At 64.7% G+C, this 15654-nt stretch carries 17 protein-coding genes; 14 read left to right on the plus strand and 3 right to left on the minus strand.

All coding sequences use genetic code 11. The features are described 5' to 3' along the window. Positions 1-415 precede the first annotated feature (415 nt). The 9 genes from coxB (at position 416) to ABIB95_RS33035 (ending at position 7613) form a co-directional block, all read left to right on the plus strand. Positions 416-1255, plus strand: a complete 840-nt coding sequence (coxB, locus tag ABIB95_RS32995; protein WP_063980764.1) for a cytochrome c oxidase subunit II — start codon at positions 416-418, stop codon at positions 1253-1255. Positions 1256-1342: 87 nt separating this feature from the next. Further along, positions 1343-2968 (plus strand): cytochrome c oxidase subunit I, encoded by a 1626-nt coding sequence (gene ctaD / locus ABIB95_RS33000; protein ID WP_063980765.1) that lies wholly within the window; start codon positions 1343-1345, stop codon positions 2966-2968. A gap of 61 nt (positions 2969-3029) precedes the next feature. After that, positions 3030-3974, plus strand: coding sequence for a heme o synthase (locus tag ABIB95_RS33005; protein ID WP_166076593.1), 945 nt, complete (start codon positions 3030-3032; stop codon positions 3972-3974). Beyond that, complete coding sequence (locus ABIB95_RS33010) at positions 3971-4147, plus strand: cytochrome c oxidase system small membrane protein (RefSeq protein WP_014498510.1); 177 nt, start codon at positions 3971-3973, stop codon at positions 4145-4147. Before ABIB95_RS33005 ends, ABIB95_RS33010 begins: the two co-directional genes overlap by 4 nt. 5 nt (positions 4148-4152) lie before the next feature. Continuing rightward, positions 4153-4803: a cytochrome c oxidase assembly protein gene (locus ABIB95_RS33015; protein ID WP_063980766.1), complete on the plus strand. Its 651-nt coding sequence runs from the start codon at positions 4153-4155 to the stop codon at positions 4801-4803. Positions 4804-4882: 79 nt separating this feature from the next. Beyond that, a complete protein-coding gene (locus ABIB95_RS33020) occupies positions 4883-5779 on the plus strand; it encodes a cytochrome c oxidase subunit 3 (protein WP_354245668.1) in 897 nt (298 codons plus the stop codon). 199 nt (positions 5780-5978) lie between these two features. Then, the gene (locus tag ABIB95_RS33025; RefSeq protein WP_354245671.1) at positions 5979-6380 is read left to right on the plus strand and encodes a DUF983 domain-containing protein; all 402 of its coding nucleotides are present in this window, start codon (positions 5979-5981) and stop codon (positions 6378-6380) included. Next, positions 6377-7129 carry an SURF1 family protein gene (locus ABIB95_RS33030; RefSeq protein WP_028151623.1) on the plus strand — a complete coding sequence of 251 codons (753 nt, stop codon included), beginning with the start codon at positions 6377-6379 and terminating at the stop codon, positions 7127-7129. The genes ABIB95_RS33025 and ABIB95_RS33030 overlap by 4 nt, the downstream gene beginning before the upstream one ends. Positions 7130-7247: 118 nt before the next feature. Then, entirely contained in the window at positions 7248-7613 is a 366-nt protein-coding gene (locus ABIB95_RS33035; RefSeq protein WP_063980769.1) for a nuclear transport factor 2 family protein, read from the plus strand. Here ABIB95_RS33035 and ABIB95_RS33040 read toward each other — a convergent pair. Next, a complete protein-coding gene (locus ABIB95_RS33040; protein ID WP_354245676.1) occupies positions 7610-8941 on the minus strand; it encodes a histidine kinase in 1332 nt (443 codons plus the stop codon). The two genes, ABIB95_RS33035 and ABIB95_RS33040, sit on opposite strands and share 4 nt — an antisense overlap. 86 nt (positions 8942-9027) lie before the next feature. Between ABIB95_RS33040 and ABIB95_RS33045 the strand changes: the two genes are divergently transcribed. The 5 genes from ABIB95_RS33045 (at position 9028) to ABIB95_RS33065 (ending at position 14370) form a co-directional block, all read left to right on the plus strand. Then, complete coding sequence (locus ABIB95_RS33045; RefSeq protein ID WP_014498503.1) at positions 9028-9672, plus strand: response regulator transcription factor; 645 nt, start codon at positions 9028-9030, stop codon at positions 9670-9672. A 593-nt stretch (positions 9673-10265) separates the two neighbouring features. Beyond that, a complete protein-coding gene (gene thrC / locus ABIB95_RS33050) occupies positions 10266-11684 on the plus strand; it encodes a threonine synthase (RefSeq protein WP_354245679.1) in 1419 nt (472 codons plus the stop codon). Further along, positions 11681-12970, plus strand: a complete 1290-nt coding sequence (locus ABIB95_RS33055; RefSeq protein WP_028148714.1) for a M16 family metallopeptidase — start codon at positions 11681-11683, stop codon at positions 12968-12970. Before thrC ends, ABIB95_RS33055 begins: the two co-directional genes overlap by 4 nt. Positions 12971-13009: 39 nt before the next feature. Next, positions 13010-13597 carry a GNAT family N-acetyltransferase gene (locus ABIB95_RS33060; RefSeq protein WP_014498500.1) on the plus strand — a complete coding sequence of 196 codons (588 nt, stop codon included), beginning with the start codon at positions 13010-13012 and terminating at the stop codon, positions 13595-13597. Between the two features lie 119 nt (positions 13598-13716). Then, a complete protein-coding gene (locus tag ABIB95_RS33065) occupies positions 13717-14370 on the plus strand; it encodes a hypothetical protein (RefSeq protein ID WP_085402618.1) in 654 nt (217 codons plus the stop codon). A 208-nt stretch (positions 14371-14578) separates the two neighbouring features. On the opposite strand, the gene ABIB95_RS33070 is transcribed toward ABIB95_RS33065, so the two are convergent. Together ABIB95_RS33070 and ABIB95_RS33075 are read right to left on the minus strand one after the other, a co-directional pair. Then, positions 14579-15064 (minus strand): F0F1 ATP synthase subunit B family protein, encoded by a 486-nt coding sequence (locus ABIB95_RS33070; protein WP_085402617.1) that lies wholly within the window; start codon positions 15062-15064, stop codon positions 14579-14581. Positions 15065-15069: 5 nt separating this feature from the next. Continuing rightward, entirely contained in the window at positions 15070-15633 is a 564-nt protein-coding gene (locus tag ABIB95_RS33075) for a F0F1 ATP synthase subunit B family protein (protein WP_085402616.1), read from the minus strand. Positions 15634-15654: the final 21 nt, after the last annotated feature.

Below are 15654 nucleotides of genomic sequence, written 5' to 3' on the forward strand. Positions count from 1 at the left end.
GCGCCTGGCGGACTGATACGGGAATGACGGCGTCTTGAAGGCAATTCGCAAGCAAATTCCGCGCCGCCAACACCGCCATCGCCCGCACGAATCAGGTTCCTGCGCGGCTGTCTGCCAGTGCCTACCGCGGGCAATGCCGCTGTCAAGCCGCGGCATCCCGGGAAACGGTATTTTTCTCTGATGTTACTAGGAAATATCTTGCGGGTGATGGCTGACAGACGGGGCTCAAGACTGCATTGCGATAGATCAAGAATTATGGTTTGAGAGGCTTGATTTCGGCGTTCTAGCGATCTGGCCCCAATTCCTCTTAGAGGTATTCTTGCGCGGCGGTTTGTCAGACGGGCGGATCGAATAAGCGTTTCCCGGAAATAGGGGGATGCACTTGGGGTGATTTCGTTAGGGGAGCGCGAACGGCATGAGGATGTCGATGGGCCATGTGGGCCGGCACTTGCTGGGATTGGCCGTGGCGGGTCTGACGCTGGCGACGGGCGGTGCGGCATACGCCGAACTCGGGCAGCCGGCGCCGTGGGAATGGACGCTCCAGCAATCCGCCTCGCCGGTGATGGACAATATCGTCTGGTTCCACAACTTTCTGTTCGTGCTGATCACGCTGATCACGCTGTTCGTTCTGGCGTTGCTGGTGATCGTGGTCATGAAGTTCAACGCGAAGGCCAATCCGGTGCCGTCGCGGACCACGCACAACACGCTGATCGAGGTGGCCTGGACGCTCGTTCCGGTGCTGATCCTGGTCGGTATCTCGGTGCCGTCGTTCCGCCTGCTGTTCCTCGAGCTCGACGTGCCGAAGGCGGATTTGACCATCAAGGCCACCGGCAAGCAGTGGTACTGGTCTTATGCCTATCCTGATAACGGCAAGTTCGAGTTCGACTCGCTGATGGCCCAGGACAAGCAGCCCCGCCTGCTCGGCGTCGACAACGAGATGGTGGTGCCGGTCAACAAGGTGATTCGTGTCCAGGTCACCGGCGCGGACGTCATCCACGCCTTCGCGCTGCCGGCTTTCGGCGTCAAGATCGACGCCATTCCGGGGCGGCTGAACGAGACCTGGTTCAAGGCCACCAAGACCGGCATGTTCTACGGCCAGTGCTCGGAGCTCTGCGGCAAGGACCACGCCTTCATGCCGATCGCGATTCGCGTCGTGGAGGACAAGGACTTCGCCTCCTGGGTCGAAACGGCAAAGAAGAAATATGCGAGCGGCGGCACCAGCACTTTCGCCTCCGCGGCCGGCCCGACGCAGTAAGCGCCGGGCGAAGGCTCGAGGGACAGAAAGCGACATAAAGGGCGGGACCGCAGAAGGTCCGAACGGGACGCAAGGCAGGATTTGAAAATGGCAACGAGCGCAGCGGCACACGGCGATCACGCGCAAGACCACGGACATGACGAGCACGCCCATCCGACCGGATGGCGGCGCTACGTCTATTCGACCAACCACAAGGACATCGGTACGATGTACCTGATCTTCGCGGTCATCGCCGGCGTCATCGGTGCCGCGATGTCGATCGCGATCCGTGCCGAGCTGATGTATCCGGGCGTGCAGATCTTCCACGAAACGCACACCTATAACGTGTTCGTGACCTCTCACGGCCTGATCATGATCTTCTTCATGGTCATGCCCGCGATGATCGGCGGCTTCGGCAACTGGTTCGTGCCGCTGATGATCGGCGCGCCCGACATGGCGTTCCCGCGCATGAACAACATCTCGTTCTGGCTGCTGCCGGCCTCCTTCGCGCTGCTGCTGATGTCGACCTTCGTCGAGGGCGAGCCGGGTGCCAACGGCGTCGGCGCCGGCTGGACCATGTATGTGCCGCTGTCGAGCTCCGGCCATCCGGGCCCGGCCGTCGACTTCGCGATCCTGTCGCTGCATCTGGCGGGCGCCTCGTCGATCCTCGGCGCCATCAACTTCATCACCACGATCTTCAACATGCGCGCGCCGGGCATGACCCTGCACAAGATGCCGCTGTTCGTGTGGTCGATCCTGGTGACGGTGTTCCTGCTGCTGTTGTCGCTGCCGGTGCTCGCCGGTGCGATCACCATGCTGCTCACCGACCGCAATTTCGGCACGACGTTCTTCGCGCCCGACGGCGGCGGCGACCCCGTGCTGTTCCAGCATCTGTTCTGGTTCTTCGGTCACCCCGAGGTGTACATCCTGATCCTGCCCGCCTTCGGCATGGTCAGCCAGATCGTATCGACCTTCTCGCGCAAGCCCGTGTTCGGCTATCTCGGCATGGCCTACGCCATGGTGGCGATCGGCGGCATCGGCTTCGTGGTGTGGGCGCACCACATGTACACGGTCGGCATGTCCTCGGCGACGCAGGCCTATTTCGTCGCCGCGACCATGGTCATCGCGGTTCCGACCGGCGTGAAGATCTTCTCGTGGATCGCCACGATGTGGGGCGGCTCGATCGAGTTCCGTGCCCCGATGATCTGGGCGGTCGGCTTCATCTTCCTGTTCACTGTCGGCGGTGTCACCGGCGTCGTGCTGGCGAATGCCGGCGTCGACCGCGTGCTCCAGGAGACCTACTACGTCGTCGCGCACTTCCATTACGTGCTGTCGCTCGGTGCGGTGTTCGGGATTTTTGCCGGCTGGTACTACTGGTTCCCGAAGATGTCGGGCTACATGTACAATGAGACACTGGCCAAGGCGCATTTCTGGGTCACCTTCATCGGCGTGAACCTTGTGTTCTTCCCGCAGCACTTCCTCGGCCTGTCGGGCATGCCGCGCCGCTACGTCGACTATCCCGACGCGTTCGCCGGCTGGAACCTGGTCTCCTCGGTCGGCTCCTACATCTCCGGCTTCGGCGTGCTGATCTTCCTCTACTGCGTGTTCGACGCCTTCGCGAAGAAGGTGCCGGCCGGCGACAATCCGTGGGGTGCGGGCGCGACCACGCTGGAATGGACGCTGCCTTCGCCGCCGCCCTTCCATCAGTTCGAAGTGCTGCCCCGCGTGCAGTAAACCAACGCTCGCGGCGCCCGTGACGGGCGCCGCGGCTCTATAACGAAGCGAGTCAAAACTAGTGTCCGTCCTCGACCACAACGCCATCGACATCGATCCCCGCATCTCCGAAGCGGAGGTGGGCGACTACATTGCGCTGCTCAAGCCGCGGGTGATGTCGCTGGTGATCTTCACCGCGCTGGTCGGACTGGCGATGGCGCCCGGGCATTTCCACCCGGTGCTGGCCATCACCTCGCTGCTCTGCATCGCGGTCGGTGCCGGCGCTTCCGGGGCGCTCAACATGGCGCTCGAGGGCGATATCGACGCCAAGATGTCGCGCACGGCAAACCGGCCGATTCCGCGCGGCCGCATCACCCGTCCCGAGGCGATGGCGTTCGGCATGACGCTCGCCTTCTTCTCGGTGATGACGCTCGGCATCCTCGTCAACTGGATCGCGGGCGCGCTGCTCGCCTTCACCATCTTCTTCTACGTCGTGATCTACACGATGATCCTGAAGCGCCGGACCGCACAGAACATCGTAATCGGAGGCGCCGCTGGTGCGCTGCCGCCGGTGGTGGCGTGGGCCGCGGTCACGGGCACCGTCGACGTCGAGCCGCTGCTGCTGTTCGCCATCATCTTCTTCTGGACGCCGCCGCACTTCTGGGCGCTGGCGCTGTTCCGCTCCGACGACTACGCGCGTGCCGGCATTCCGATGCTGCCGAACGTCGCCGGTCCCGACGCGACGCGGCTTCAGATCCTGCTCTACACCATCGTGCTGATCGCGGTCGCCGCCGCCCCGTGGGCGCTCGGCTATTTCGACGCCATCTACGGCATCGTCTCGCTGATCCTCGGCGCCGGCATGCTTGTGCTCGCGATCAACGTCTATGTGCGCCGCGAGCGCAGCCAATCGCTGCGCGCGACCCGCAAGCTGTTCGCCTTCTCCATCCTTTATCTGTTCGCACTGTTTGCGACCCTGCTGGCCGAAGTCGTGTTCCGGGCGCTTGCTCCGATGGTAGGGGGCGCATGATCGCTGGAATGGCCGACAAACCTGAGATGAATGGAATCGTCCTCACGGAGGCGCAGAAGAAGAGCCGCCGCCAGCGCTCGATCGCGATCGCGCTCGCGCTCGGCGTGCTCGTGGTGCTGTTCTTCGCCGTCACCATCGTCAAGGGACCGGCAGTACTCGTCCGGCCGATGTAGGAAACATGGATCGAGAGCCCACCATATCGCGGGATCAGAGCCGGACGGCCAAGCAGGGGCGGGGGCCTTCCAAGGGTCTTGGCCGCGACGTGCTGGTCGCCTCGATCTGCGGCGGCGTGGTGGCGCTGATGGTCGGTGCCTCCTACGCGGCGGTGCCGTTCTACAACTGGTTCTGCCGCGCCACCGGCTTCAACGGCACGACGCAGGTCGCGACGTCCGCGCCCGCCACCGGCCCGATCGCACGGAAGATCGCGGTGCGCTTCGATTCCAACGTCGCGCCCGGCCTGCCCTGGAAGTTCGAGCCGGAGCAGAGCGAGATCGAGGTCAATATCGGCCAGGTCGTGACGGTCTTTTACACCGTGACCAACCAGGCCGCGCGCACCACCGCGGGCCAGGCGGCCTACAATGTCGCGCCGCTGACGGTCGGCTCCTACTTCCAGAAGATCAACTGCTTCTGCTTCACCGAACAGACCATGGCGCCCGGCGAGAAGCGCGAGATGCCGGTCGTGTTCTACGTCGATCCGTCGATCGCCGACGATCACGAGAACGACGGGCTGAACACGATCACGTTGTCCTACACGTTCTATCCGGTGCGCGATCCCGTGGTGAAGCCGCTGGCGTCGGGCGAGGACGACAAACGCAAGGGAAATCTCTGACCGCCGGGCTCATGCCGCGGGGGTCGGACACAAGGGGATAAGTGCCGGACAGGCACGGGATTGAGGAGAGAGACCGCAAATGGCAACGGCGCACACCAAGCATCACGACTACCACCTGGTGGATCCCTCCCCGTGGCCCGTCGTCGGCTCCATCTCGGCCTTCATCATGGCGGTCGGTGCGATCACCTGGATGCACCACATGTTCTCGGCCGCGCCGATCATCTTCGGTGCCGGCACCATCGGCGTGATCTACACTATGGCGAGCTGGTGGGGCGATGTGATCAGGGAAGCCCAGTACAAGGGCGATCACACCCGCGTCGTGCAGCTGCATCACCGCTACGGCATGATCCTGTTCATCGCCTCCGAGGTGATGTTCTTCGTCGCCTGGTTCTGGGCCTATTTCAACGCGGCGCTGTTCCCGGCCGACGCCGTCCACGCCACGCGCGACGCCGTGTTCGGCTGCGGTCTCGGCACCGCGGCCGGCGCCTGCGCCGTCCCCGGCACCTGGCCGCCGCATGGCATCGAGACCTTCGATCCCTGGCATCTGCCGCTCCTGAACACGCTGATACTGCTCACCTCCGGCACCACGGTGACCTGGGCGCACCACGCGCTGCTGGAAGGCGACCGCAAGGGTCTGAAGTACGGGCTGATCCTCACGGTCATCCTGGGCGCGCTCTTCACCTGCGTGCAGGCCTATGAGTACAGCCACGCGGCGTTCTCGTTCGGCGGCAACGTCTATGGCGCGACCTTCTTCATGGCGACCGGCTTCCACGGTTTCCATGTGCTGGTCGGCACCATCTTCCTGCTGGTCTGCCTGTTCCGCGCCTATGCCGGCCACTTCACCCCGACACAGCACCTCGGCTTCGAGTTCGCCGCCTGGTACTGGCACTTCGTCGACGTGGTCTGGCTGTTCCTGTTCCTCTGCATCTATGTGTGGGGACACGGCGCCGAGACCATGGCCCACGGCGCGCACTGAGCCGCATTGGATCGATCAGAAAGGGCGGCCGCAGGGCCGCCCTTTCGCTTTTGGGCCGCCGGAAGCCTTGGCGGAAACTGTGATAGAGCGTTTTCGAGCGAAGCGGATACCGGTTCGCGTGAAGAAAACGCGTCAAACAAGAATCTAGAGCTTCGGTTCTGATTCAATCAGAACCGATAATGCTCTAGAGTCCGTCATCATGAACGATACCGTCGGCCCATCCGAGCCCGAGACGACCGTCCTGCAAAGCGCGCTGCGCGGGCTTACCTGCAAGTGCCCGCGCTGCGGCAAGGGCAAGCTCTATGCGGGCTTCCTGACGCTCGCGCCCAGCTGCGACCGCTGCGGCCTCGACTATGCCTTCATCGACACCGGCGACGGTCCTGCGATCTTCATCATCATGCTGGCCGGCGGGATCGTCGTTGCGTGCGCGCTGATCGTCGAGGTCAAATACCAGCCGCCGTACTGGCTGCATGCCGCGCTGTGGCTGCCGCTGATCCTCGCGACCACGCTCTTGCCGCTGCGCGCGATGAAGTCGCTGCTGATCGCGCTGCAATTCCACCACAAGGCGGCGCCGGGCCGGCTGGTCGACCGCGCGAAATGAACGAGACCGCGCGCAAGCCCCGCGTGGCCGGCTTCGCGCTGTTCACGCTTTTCCTGGCCGCCGTCTTGGTCGCGCTCGGCGTCTGGCAATTGCAGCGCCGCGTCGCGAAACATCAGTTGATCGCCGCATTGACCGAGCGTCTCGCGGCGGCACCTGTTGCGTTGCCGCCGCCGTCGCAATGGAGCACGCTGACGCCGGAGCGGGACGAATTCCGTCGGGTCACATTTACGGCGACCTACGAGTCCCGTCTGGATGCGATGGTCTACAGTTCCGGCTCCGCCATCCGCTCCGACATTTCCGGCCCCGGCACCTGGGCTTTCCTTCCCGCACGGCTGCCTGGCGGCGATATGGTCGCGGTCAACGCGGGCTTCGTGCCGAACACCCAACAGGACCGCGCCCTGCAGGATCGGGCGGTCGCGCGACTCATTACCAACAAGCCGGCGATGTTGACCGGCTACGTCCGTTTCCCCGAAACAGCCAGCGTGCTGATGCCTGACGCTGAGCGTGACAAACGGCTGTGGTTCACCCGCGATCATCTCGCCATGTCCCGGGCGCTCGGCTGGGGCACGGTCGCGCCGTTCTACATCGACCTGGAGCGGCCGGTGCCGGAGAACGGCATTCCGCGTCCCGGCCCGCTCGACGTGCATCTGAAGGACGATCATCTGCAATACGCCATCACCTGGTTCGCGCTCGCCGGCGCGGTGCTGATCGCATTCGGGGTCTGGGCGAGGGGACGGCGTCCGGCCTGAAAATTTCGGTAGGCTCCCGGAGGGAACCCGGTATCGCCCGGGGTTTATTATTCAGGACATATTCACGAGGGTGGTCCTAAGCCGCACGCAAATTTTTCGCGGCAGACAGGATTTTGGTGTGAGCGATTTCGACCAGATGGGAATTGTCGTCGACTGGGTGGACGCCTGCCGGAAGGGCGACCTCGCGACGCTCCTCGATCTCTATGCGGACGACGCCCGGGTCGAATGCATGTGCAACGGCAAGCGACATTATCGCGGGCGGCGCGAGCTCGAAACCTATTGGGGACCGCGGCTCAGCACCTTCTCGTCGGCAGGCTTCGGTCTTGAGGAGATCAATCCGGTGCCGCATGGCATCGATCTCGAATATTCCGTCGCGGGCTCGCTGCGTATCCACGCCTCGTTTCGCTTCAGTCCCGAAGGCAAGATCTACAGCACCCTGTGCGAGCCGGCGCGGCAGTCCCCGCATGCCGATGGTGTGTGCTAGCCGGCCGCCGGCGCGTCCCGCGCCGTCTCGACCGGCAGGCGGCAGCGCACATAGGTTCGCTCGTCCGCGCGCAGCAGTGACAGCGATCCGCTGAGCGCGCGCACGCGCTCGTGCATGCCCGTCAGGCCGCGGCCGAAGACGTTGTCGGCGGGAAAACCGCCGCCGTCGTCGGAGATCTCAATCGTGAGCACCTCGCCGGCAATGGTCGCCAGCACATGGGCATTGTTCGCCCCGGCGTGGCGCAGCACGTTGGTCAGCGCCTCCTGGATCAGGCGATAGACGGTCTGAGCCAGCGGTCGGTCGATCTCGTTCAGACCAGGATCGATCGTGGCCGTCAGGCTGATATGCGGCGCCTGTCTGCGAAAGTTCTGGAGCAGCGTCTGCACGCTGGTCTCGAGCCCCAATTCCTCGATGTAGAGCGGCCGCAGCCGGTCGAGGATGCGGCGGTTGGTCTGCTGGAGGGCCTCGACAGAGCGCATCACCTCCTGCGCCGGGTTGCCGAGATTTCCCGAGGTCTCGCTCAGCGCGATCGTGCTGGCGCGGATGCCGAACAATAGCGGTCCGAGCTCGTCGTGCAGCTCGCGCGCGAGATCGCGCCGCTCGTCGTCCTGGAGCGACACCAGGCGGTGCAGCAGGTCGCGATTATCCTGACTCAATTGCGCGAGCGTCATCGCCAGCGCATTGGCTTCCTCGCAGCTCTGCCGGATCTCCTGCGGTCCTGCGACCGGGATAGGCGTTGCATAATCGCCGCGCCGGATTCGCGTGAGGCCTGCGCCGAGATCTTGCAGGGGACGCAGCACCGATCCCGCAAAGAGATAGGCAATGGTCCCAGTCAGCATCATCAGCACGGCGATGAGGCTCGTCAGCGCCAGGAAGCCGATCCATTTCTCGAACAGATCGGCTGACAGGTCCGGCATGAACACGATGTCGCCGACGCGCCTGCCGTCGATGATGACGGGAGATGCGGCGTCCATCTCCGGGATGGCGATCAGGTCCACGAACCAATGCGGCACGCCATGCAGATCACGCAGGCTGTCCTTTGGAGAGGGGGCGGGACCTGCTTCCACTGAACGGAATTGAATATCCGAGGAGCTGTCCAAAGAATGGACAAATGCATCGAGTATCTTCCGCGGGTCGTCCGAGGCCTTCAGGCTGTTGTTGAGGGCCTCGGCGACCGTCCGGGTCGAGCGTCGGCCCGGCTCATTCTCGTCGGCAAGCTGCCCCGTCGCGAAGCTCTGGAGCAGCACGCCGCCCATGACCAGTGCGGCGAGGAAGCTCAAGCCGAGCGGAAGAAACAATTGTGTTCTGAATGAGAGCCGCTGCCACATTAGGTCAATTCTAACGCGCATTGACGGGATTTGCTCTTTCCATTTGTTCCCGTCGGTCTATGAGTCGAAAAACAAGAGAGCGCGCGATGCAAGATACCGCCAAACCGGCGACCCGAGTTCTGATCGTCGACGACCATCCCGTGGTGCTGTCAGGATGCCGCACCCTTTTCGCGTCCGACCACTCGATCCGTATCGACGAGGCGACCGACGCCAAATCCGGGCATCGCGCCTATATCAGCAAGCGGCCCGACGTCACCGTCATCGACATCAGCCTGCCCGACGTCTCCGGCTTCGAGCTGATGCGGCGAATCCGCAAGGACGACCCTGATGCCAAGATCATCATGTTCAGCATGAACGACGATCCGGCCTTCGTGGTGCGGGCGGTCGAGCTTGGCGCGCAGGGGTATGTCTCCAAGGGCGACGATCCCCGGATTCTGCTCAAGGCGGTGCGCAAGGTGGTCGCCGGCGACAATTTCATCTCGCCGCAGCTCGCGGAGGCGGTCACGTTCTCCGGTGCGGCGATCAAGGCCAATCCGGCCTCGCAGATGACGCCGCGGGAGCTCGAAATTCTCCGCCTGCTCGGCCGTGGCGACAAGATCGTCGAGGTCGCCGAGGCGCTCGGCATCTCCTACAAGACGGTCGCCAACACCACGTCCCTGCTCAAGCAGAAGCTCGGCGCCAAGAACCATTCCGATTTGATCAGGATCGCGGTCGAAATCGGGATGAGCTGACGCCCGGGGCACTGGCGGCCCGGGGGCACCGGCGGCCCGCGCACTGGCGCCCGGCACCGAACCGGCTGCTCCAGGATGCAGCCGGTCCGGCCGGGGCGGATAGGGTCTCGGCGCGTAGCCGGGCAATGCATGGACAGCGCCGACACCATCCGCCGACACAATGGGCCGGCGTGATATTCGTTCCTGAACCACCCGAAATTACGGGAAAAAGAAGCAATGGCGCGCGGGCACTCGCAGGAATGCCTTTGCGAAACGCGAACCGCGCCGGGAAAAATAGGAACATTTTCTTGCCCCCGCCGTTTTGGCTCTTGACGATTTCGTGACGGGCGCCGAGAACTTGGCCGACAGTTTTGGCGGGCCGGCAACCCGCAAGAGGCAAACCGGGTCTGCACATATCAACGACAGACCTTCCAAGAGAGGGCTGCGGCATTGCCGCAGCCCTTTTTCGTTGAGCGGGGCACAGGCGGGAAGCGGTTTCCCGATGCCGCAAAACACTTTATGGTGGCCCAACGCCTCTGGCCGTTAACAAGTAGTTTCATGAAATCAAAGGCTTATGGATCTGGCTCAAGGCCGGCCGGCCTTTGGAGGGCAGTTTGACTCGCTATATCTCGACCCGGGGCGAGGCCCCAGAACTCGGCTTCTGCGACGTGATGCTGACTGGGCTTGCCCGTGACGGCGGCCTGTATGTGCCGGTGACCTGGCCGCAGCTCTCGACCGAGGCCATCGCCGGCTTCTTCGGCCGCCCCTATTGGGAGGTCGCAGTCGACGTGATCCGTCCGTTCGCCGGCGGCGAGATTTCGGATGCCGAACTCGGCCGCATGGCGAACGAGGCCTATGCCACCTTCCGCCATCCGGCGGTGGTGCCGCTGCGCCAGATGACGCCGCATCAATTCGTGCTGGAGCTGTTCCACGGCCCGACGCTCGCCTTCAAGGACGTGGCGATGCAGCTGATCTCGCGGCTGATGGACCACGTGCTCGCCAAGCGCGGCCAGCGCACCACCATCGTGGTCGCGACCTCCGGCGACACCGGTGGCGCCGCGGTCGACGCGTTCGCGGGCCTGGAGAATGTCGATCTCATCGTGCTGTTCCCGCACGGCCGCATCTCCGAAGTGCAGCAGCGGATGATGACGACCTCGGGCGCGGCCAACGTCCATGCACTCGCCATCGAGGGCAATTTCGACGACTGCCAGGCGCTCGTGAAGGGGATGTTCAACAACCATCGCTTCCGCGATGCGACCTCGCTCTCCGGCGTCAACTCCATCAACTGGGCGCGCATCGTCGCCCAGGTGGTCTACTACTTCACCTCCGCCGTCGCCGCCGGCGCGCCGGCACGCACAGTGGATTTCGTCGTGCCGACCGGAAATTTCGGCGACATCTTTGCCGGTTATGTCGCCAAGCGGATGGGGCTGCCGGTGCGCACGCTGCGCATCGCCGCCAACGTCAACGACATCCTGGCGCGCACGCTCAAGACCGGGATCTACGAGGTGCGCGAGGTGCACGCCACGGCGTCGCCATCGATGGACATCCAGATCTCCTCGAATTTCGAGCGGCTGCTGTTCGAGGCCGGCCGGCGCGATGCGGCCGGCGTGCGCCGTCTGATGGACTCGCTGAAGCAGTCGGGGCGCTTCGTGTTGCCTGACGCGATGCTGGCCGCAATCCGTGAAGAATTCGACGCCGGCCGGGCTGACGAGACCGAAACCGCGGCCGCGATCCGCGCCGCCTGGCGCGAGGCGGGCGAGCTGGTCGATCCCCATACCGCGGTCGCGCTTGCTGTCGCCGACCGCGACACCACCGACACGACGGTGCCGAGCATCGTGCTCTCCACCGCCCATCCGGCCAAATTCCCCGATGCGGTCGAGGCAGCCTGCGGCCAGCGGCCGCAATTGCCCGCCTGGCTCGACGGTCTCATGACCAAATCCGAACACATGAAGGTGATGAAGAACGATCAGGCCGAGGTCGAGCGGTTCGTGCTGTCGGTCAGCCGGGCCGCAAAACAGGGAGTTGCCGGATGAGTGTCGAGATGTCCAAGCTTGCCTCCGGCCTGACCGTCGTCACCGACGAGATGCCCCATCTCGAGACCGCGGCGCTCGGCGTCTGGGCCGGCGTCGGCGGGCGCGACGAGAAGCCGAACGAGCACGGCATCTCGCATCTGCTCGAGCACATGGCGTTCAAGGGCACGACCAAGCGCTCCTCGCGCGAGATCGTCGAGGAGATCGAGGCGGTCGGCGGCGACCTCAATGCCGGCACCTCGACCGAGACGACGTCCTATTATGCGCGGGTGCTGAAGGCCGACGTGCCGCTCGCGCTCGACGTGCTCGCCGACATCCTCGCCAATCCCGCTTTCGAGCCCGACGAGCTCGAGCGCGAGAAGAACGTCATCGTGCAGGAAATCGGTGCCGCGCAGGACACGCCCGACGACGTCGTGTTCGAGCATCTCAACGAGCTCTGCTATCCCGACCAGCCGATGGGCCGCTCGCTGCTCGGCACCGCCAAGACCCTGCGCGCCTTCAACCGCGACATGCTGCGCGGTTATCTGTCGACGCATTATCGCGGCCCCGACATGGTGGTGGCGGCAGCCGGCGCGGTCAATCACAAGCAGGTCGTCGCCGAGGTCGAGAAGCGCTTTGCGAGCTTCGAAGGGACGCCGGGTCCGAAGCCGCAAGCCGCTCAGTTCGGCAAAGGCGGCGCCAAGGTGGTGCATCGCGAGCTCGAGCAGGCGCATCTGACGCTGGCGCTGGAAGGCGTGCCGCAGAGCGATCTGTCGTTGTTCTCGCTCCAGGTCTTCACCAACATCCTCGGCGGCGGGATGTCGTCGCGGCTGTTCCAGGAGGTGCGTGAGAAGCGCGGCCTCTGCTACTCCATCTATTCGTTCCACGCGCCCTACACCGACACGGGCTTCTTCGGCCTCTACACCGGCACCGATCCGGCCGACGCGCCGGAGATGATGGAGGTCGTGGTCGATATCATGAATGATTCGGTGGAGACGCTGACCGAGGCCGAGATCGCGCGGGCCAAGGCGCAGATGAAGGCGGGCCTCCTGATGGCGCTGGAGAGCTGCTCGTCCCGCGCCGAGCAGCTCGCCCGGCATGTGCTGGCCTATGGCCGGCCGCAGACGGTCGAGGAACTGGTGGCCCGGATCGACGCCGTCAGCGTCGAATCGACCCGGGATGCGGCGCGTGCGCTGCTTTCGCGGAGCCGCCCTGCAGTTGTCGCATTGGGCAGTGGCAGGGGTCTGGACACGGCGGTATCTTTTGCGGAAGGATTGACCCGGGCACGTGCCAAGGCGCGGCTGCATTAGGAGCCGCGCACGGGCTGATCTGCCCCGGGAAGCATCACCATGGCCCTGTTTCGCCTGCCATCCAGTGGACCCGCCGCCCTCGCGCCGCGCGGCAACGGGCTATTGCTGCGCGCACCGCAGATGTCGGACTTCATACAGTGGGCGCATTTGCGCGAGTCCAGCCGCGACTATCTCACGCCCTGGGAGCCGATCTGGCCGTCGGACGACCTGACCCGGTCCGGCTTCCGCCGCCGCCTGCGGCGCTATTCCGAGGACATCGCCGCGGACCGCTCCTATCCCTTCCTGATCTTCCGTGAGCTCGATGGCGCCATGGTTGGCGGTATCACGCTCGCCAATGTCCGCCGTGGCATCGTCCAGGCCGGCACCATCGGCTACTGGGTCGGCAAGCCTCATGCCCATCGCGGCTACATGACGGCGGCGCTGCGGGTGTTGCTGCCGACGCTGTTCGGGGAGCTCAATCTGCACCGGGTCGAGGCCGCCTGCATCCCGACCAATGCGCCGTCGATCCGGGTGCTGGAGAAGTGCGGCTTCTCCCGCGAGGGCCTGGCGCGCCGCTATCTCTGCATCAACGGGGTCTGGCAGGACCACCTGCTGTTCGGCCTGCTGCACGAGGATTTCCGCGGCTGAGCTGCCGCTCGTGCTGCCAAAGTCTCCTTGTTTGCTGCCTTGGGTTCGCCGATTTTGGCGATATAAACCGCTGGCCGGCCGGCGATCGGCTGGAGGATGGTCATGGAGTATGGGCGTTGATGGTGAAGAAGCTTCGGTCATCGCGGAATGCGTTGCGGCGGGGTACGGGGATCGCGCTGGCGTTGTCGGTTGCGCTCGCCGCCGTCTCGCCGGTGGCGGCCCAGTCGCTCACCGACCGCTTCAAGAGCCTGTTCGGCGGCAAGTCCGACGAGCCGGCCCAGCCCGCGCCGGCGCCGGCACCCGGCCAGCCGGCGGCCGACGACGTCGATTGTCCGCAGGTCACGGTGCGCGCCGGGGCCTCGACCTACGCGGTCGGCGCCGCCGGCAAGCCGGCCGTCGGCAATGAGATCCGCTTCCAGGCCACGATCACCAAGATGGCGCGTGAATGTACCCGGAATGGCGGCGATATCACGGCCCGGATCGGCATCCAGGGCCGTGTCATCGCCGGTCCCGCCGGTGCGCCTGCGACCGTCGAGGTGCCCTTGCGCATTGCCGTGGTGCAGGGCGGCGTCGGCGAGAAGGTGATCGCCTCGAAGGCGTACCGGACCACGGTCGAGATGTCGGAGGGCGGCAGCGTGCCCTTCACCTTCATCGCCGAGGATCTGGCCTATCCGGTGCCCTCGGCCAAGATCGCCGATTCCTACATCTTCTATGTCGGCTTCGACCCGCAGGCGCTCTCGCCCGAGCCGAAGGCAAGGCCGAAGAAGAAATAGGGCAAGATCTCGCGGCAATCTCAACTGTCATTGCCCGCGAAGGCGGGCAATCCAGTATCCCGAGACAGCAAGGCCAGAATCGAGATGCCGCCGCGTACTGGATCACCCGCCTTCGCGGGTGATGACATCCGATGTGTTGCTACAGACACCGTCAACAAAAAAGCCGGCGCTCGCGCGCCGGCTTTTTGATTGATGAAGGCAAAACCCCTCAGTTCAGCTTCTGCCGAACCTCGTTGATGCCCTTGGCGAGCAGGTCGTCGGCGACCTGGCCCTTGACCGACTGCGACAGGATCGTGGAGGCGGCCTGGACGGCGGCTTCCGCGGCTGCGGCGCGGACATCGGCCACCGCCTGGGCCTCGGCGAGCGCGATCTTGCTCTCCGCGGTCTTGGTGCGGCGGGCGACGAAGTCTTCCATCTTCGCCTTGGCCTCGGTCGCGATGCGCTCGGCTTCGGACTTGGCGTTGGCGATGATGTCGGCAGCCTCGCGCTCGGCCGTGGCACTGCGCGCCTTGTAGTCGGCGAGCACCTTGGCCGCTTCCTGCTTGAGGCGCGTCGCGTCGTCGAGCTCGGCCTTGATGCGGTCGGCGCGATGGTCGAGCGCAGTCGTCACCTTCTTGAAGACCCCGAGATAGCCGAACAGGACCATCAGGATCACGAAGGCGATGGCGACCCAGGTTTCAGGATCGAAGAACATATCGACTAACCCTTCAAGGACGCGTCAACGGCAGTGCTGACCGAGGCTGCGTCCGGAACGATACCGGTGAGCTGCTGCACGATCTGGCCTGCCGCATCGGCCGCGATGCCGCGGACGTTGCTCATGGCCGTCGTGCGGGTCGAGGCGATGGTCTTTTCCGCCTCGGCGAGCTTGACCGCCAGTTGCTCTTCAAGCGCCTTGCGCTCGGCTTCCGCCTGCGCATTCGCCTTGTCGCGGGATTCGTTGCCGATCGCCTGCGCGCGCGAACGTGCCGAAGCAAGCTCACCCTCATAGGCCTTCAGCGCCGCGTCGGACTGGTCCTTCAGCTTCTGCGCTTCGGCGAGGTCACCCTCGATCTTGTTTTGACGTGCCTCGATCGCACCGCCGACGCGCGGCAGAGCGAGCTTGGACACGATCACGTAAAGCGCGACGAAGAAGATCGCGAGTGACACCAGCTGTGAAGCATAGGTGCCGCTCTCGAAAGGCGGAAAACCGCCACCGTGACCGCCTTCGGACTCGGTGTGGGCGCCCGCCGCCGGACTTTTCGCCCCGCCATGACTCTCAGCCATGGATTACTCCTGTTGCCGTCA

Source organism: Bradyrhizobium sp. LA2.1 (assembly GCF_040547725.1).
GTDB classification, from domain to species: Bacteria; Pseudomonadota; Alphaproteobacteria; order Rhizobiales; family Xanthobacteraceae; genus Bradyrhizobium; species Bradyrhizobium barranii.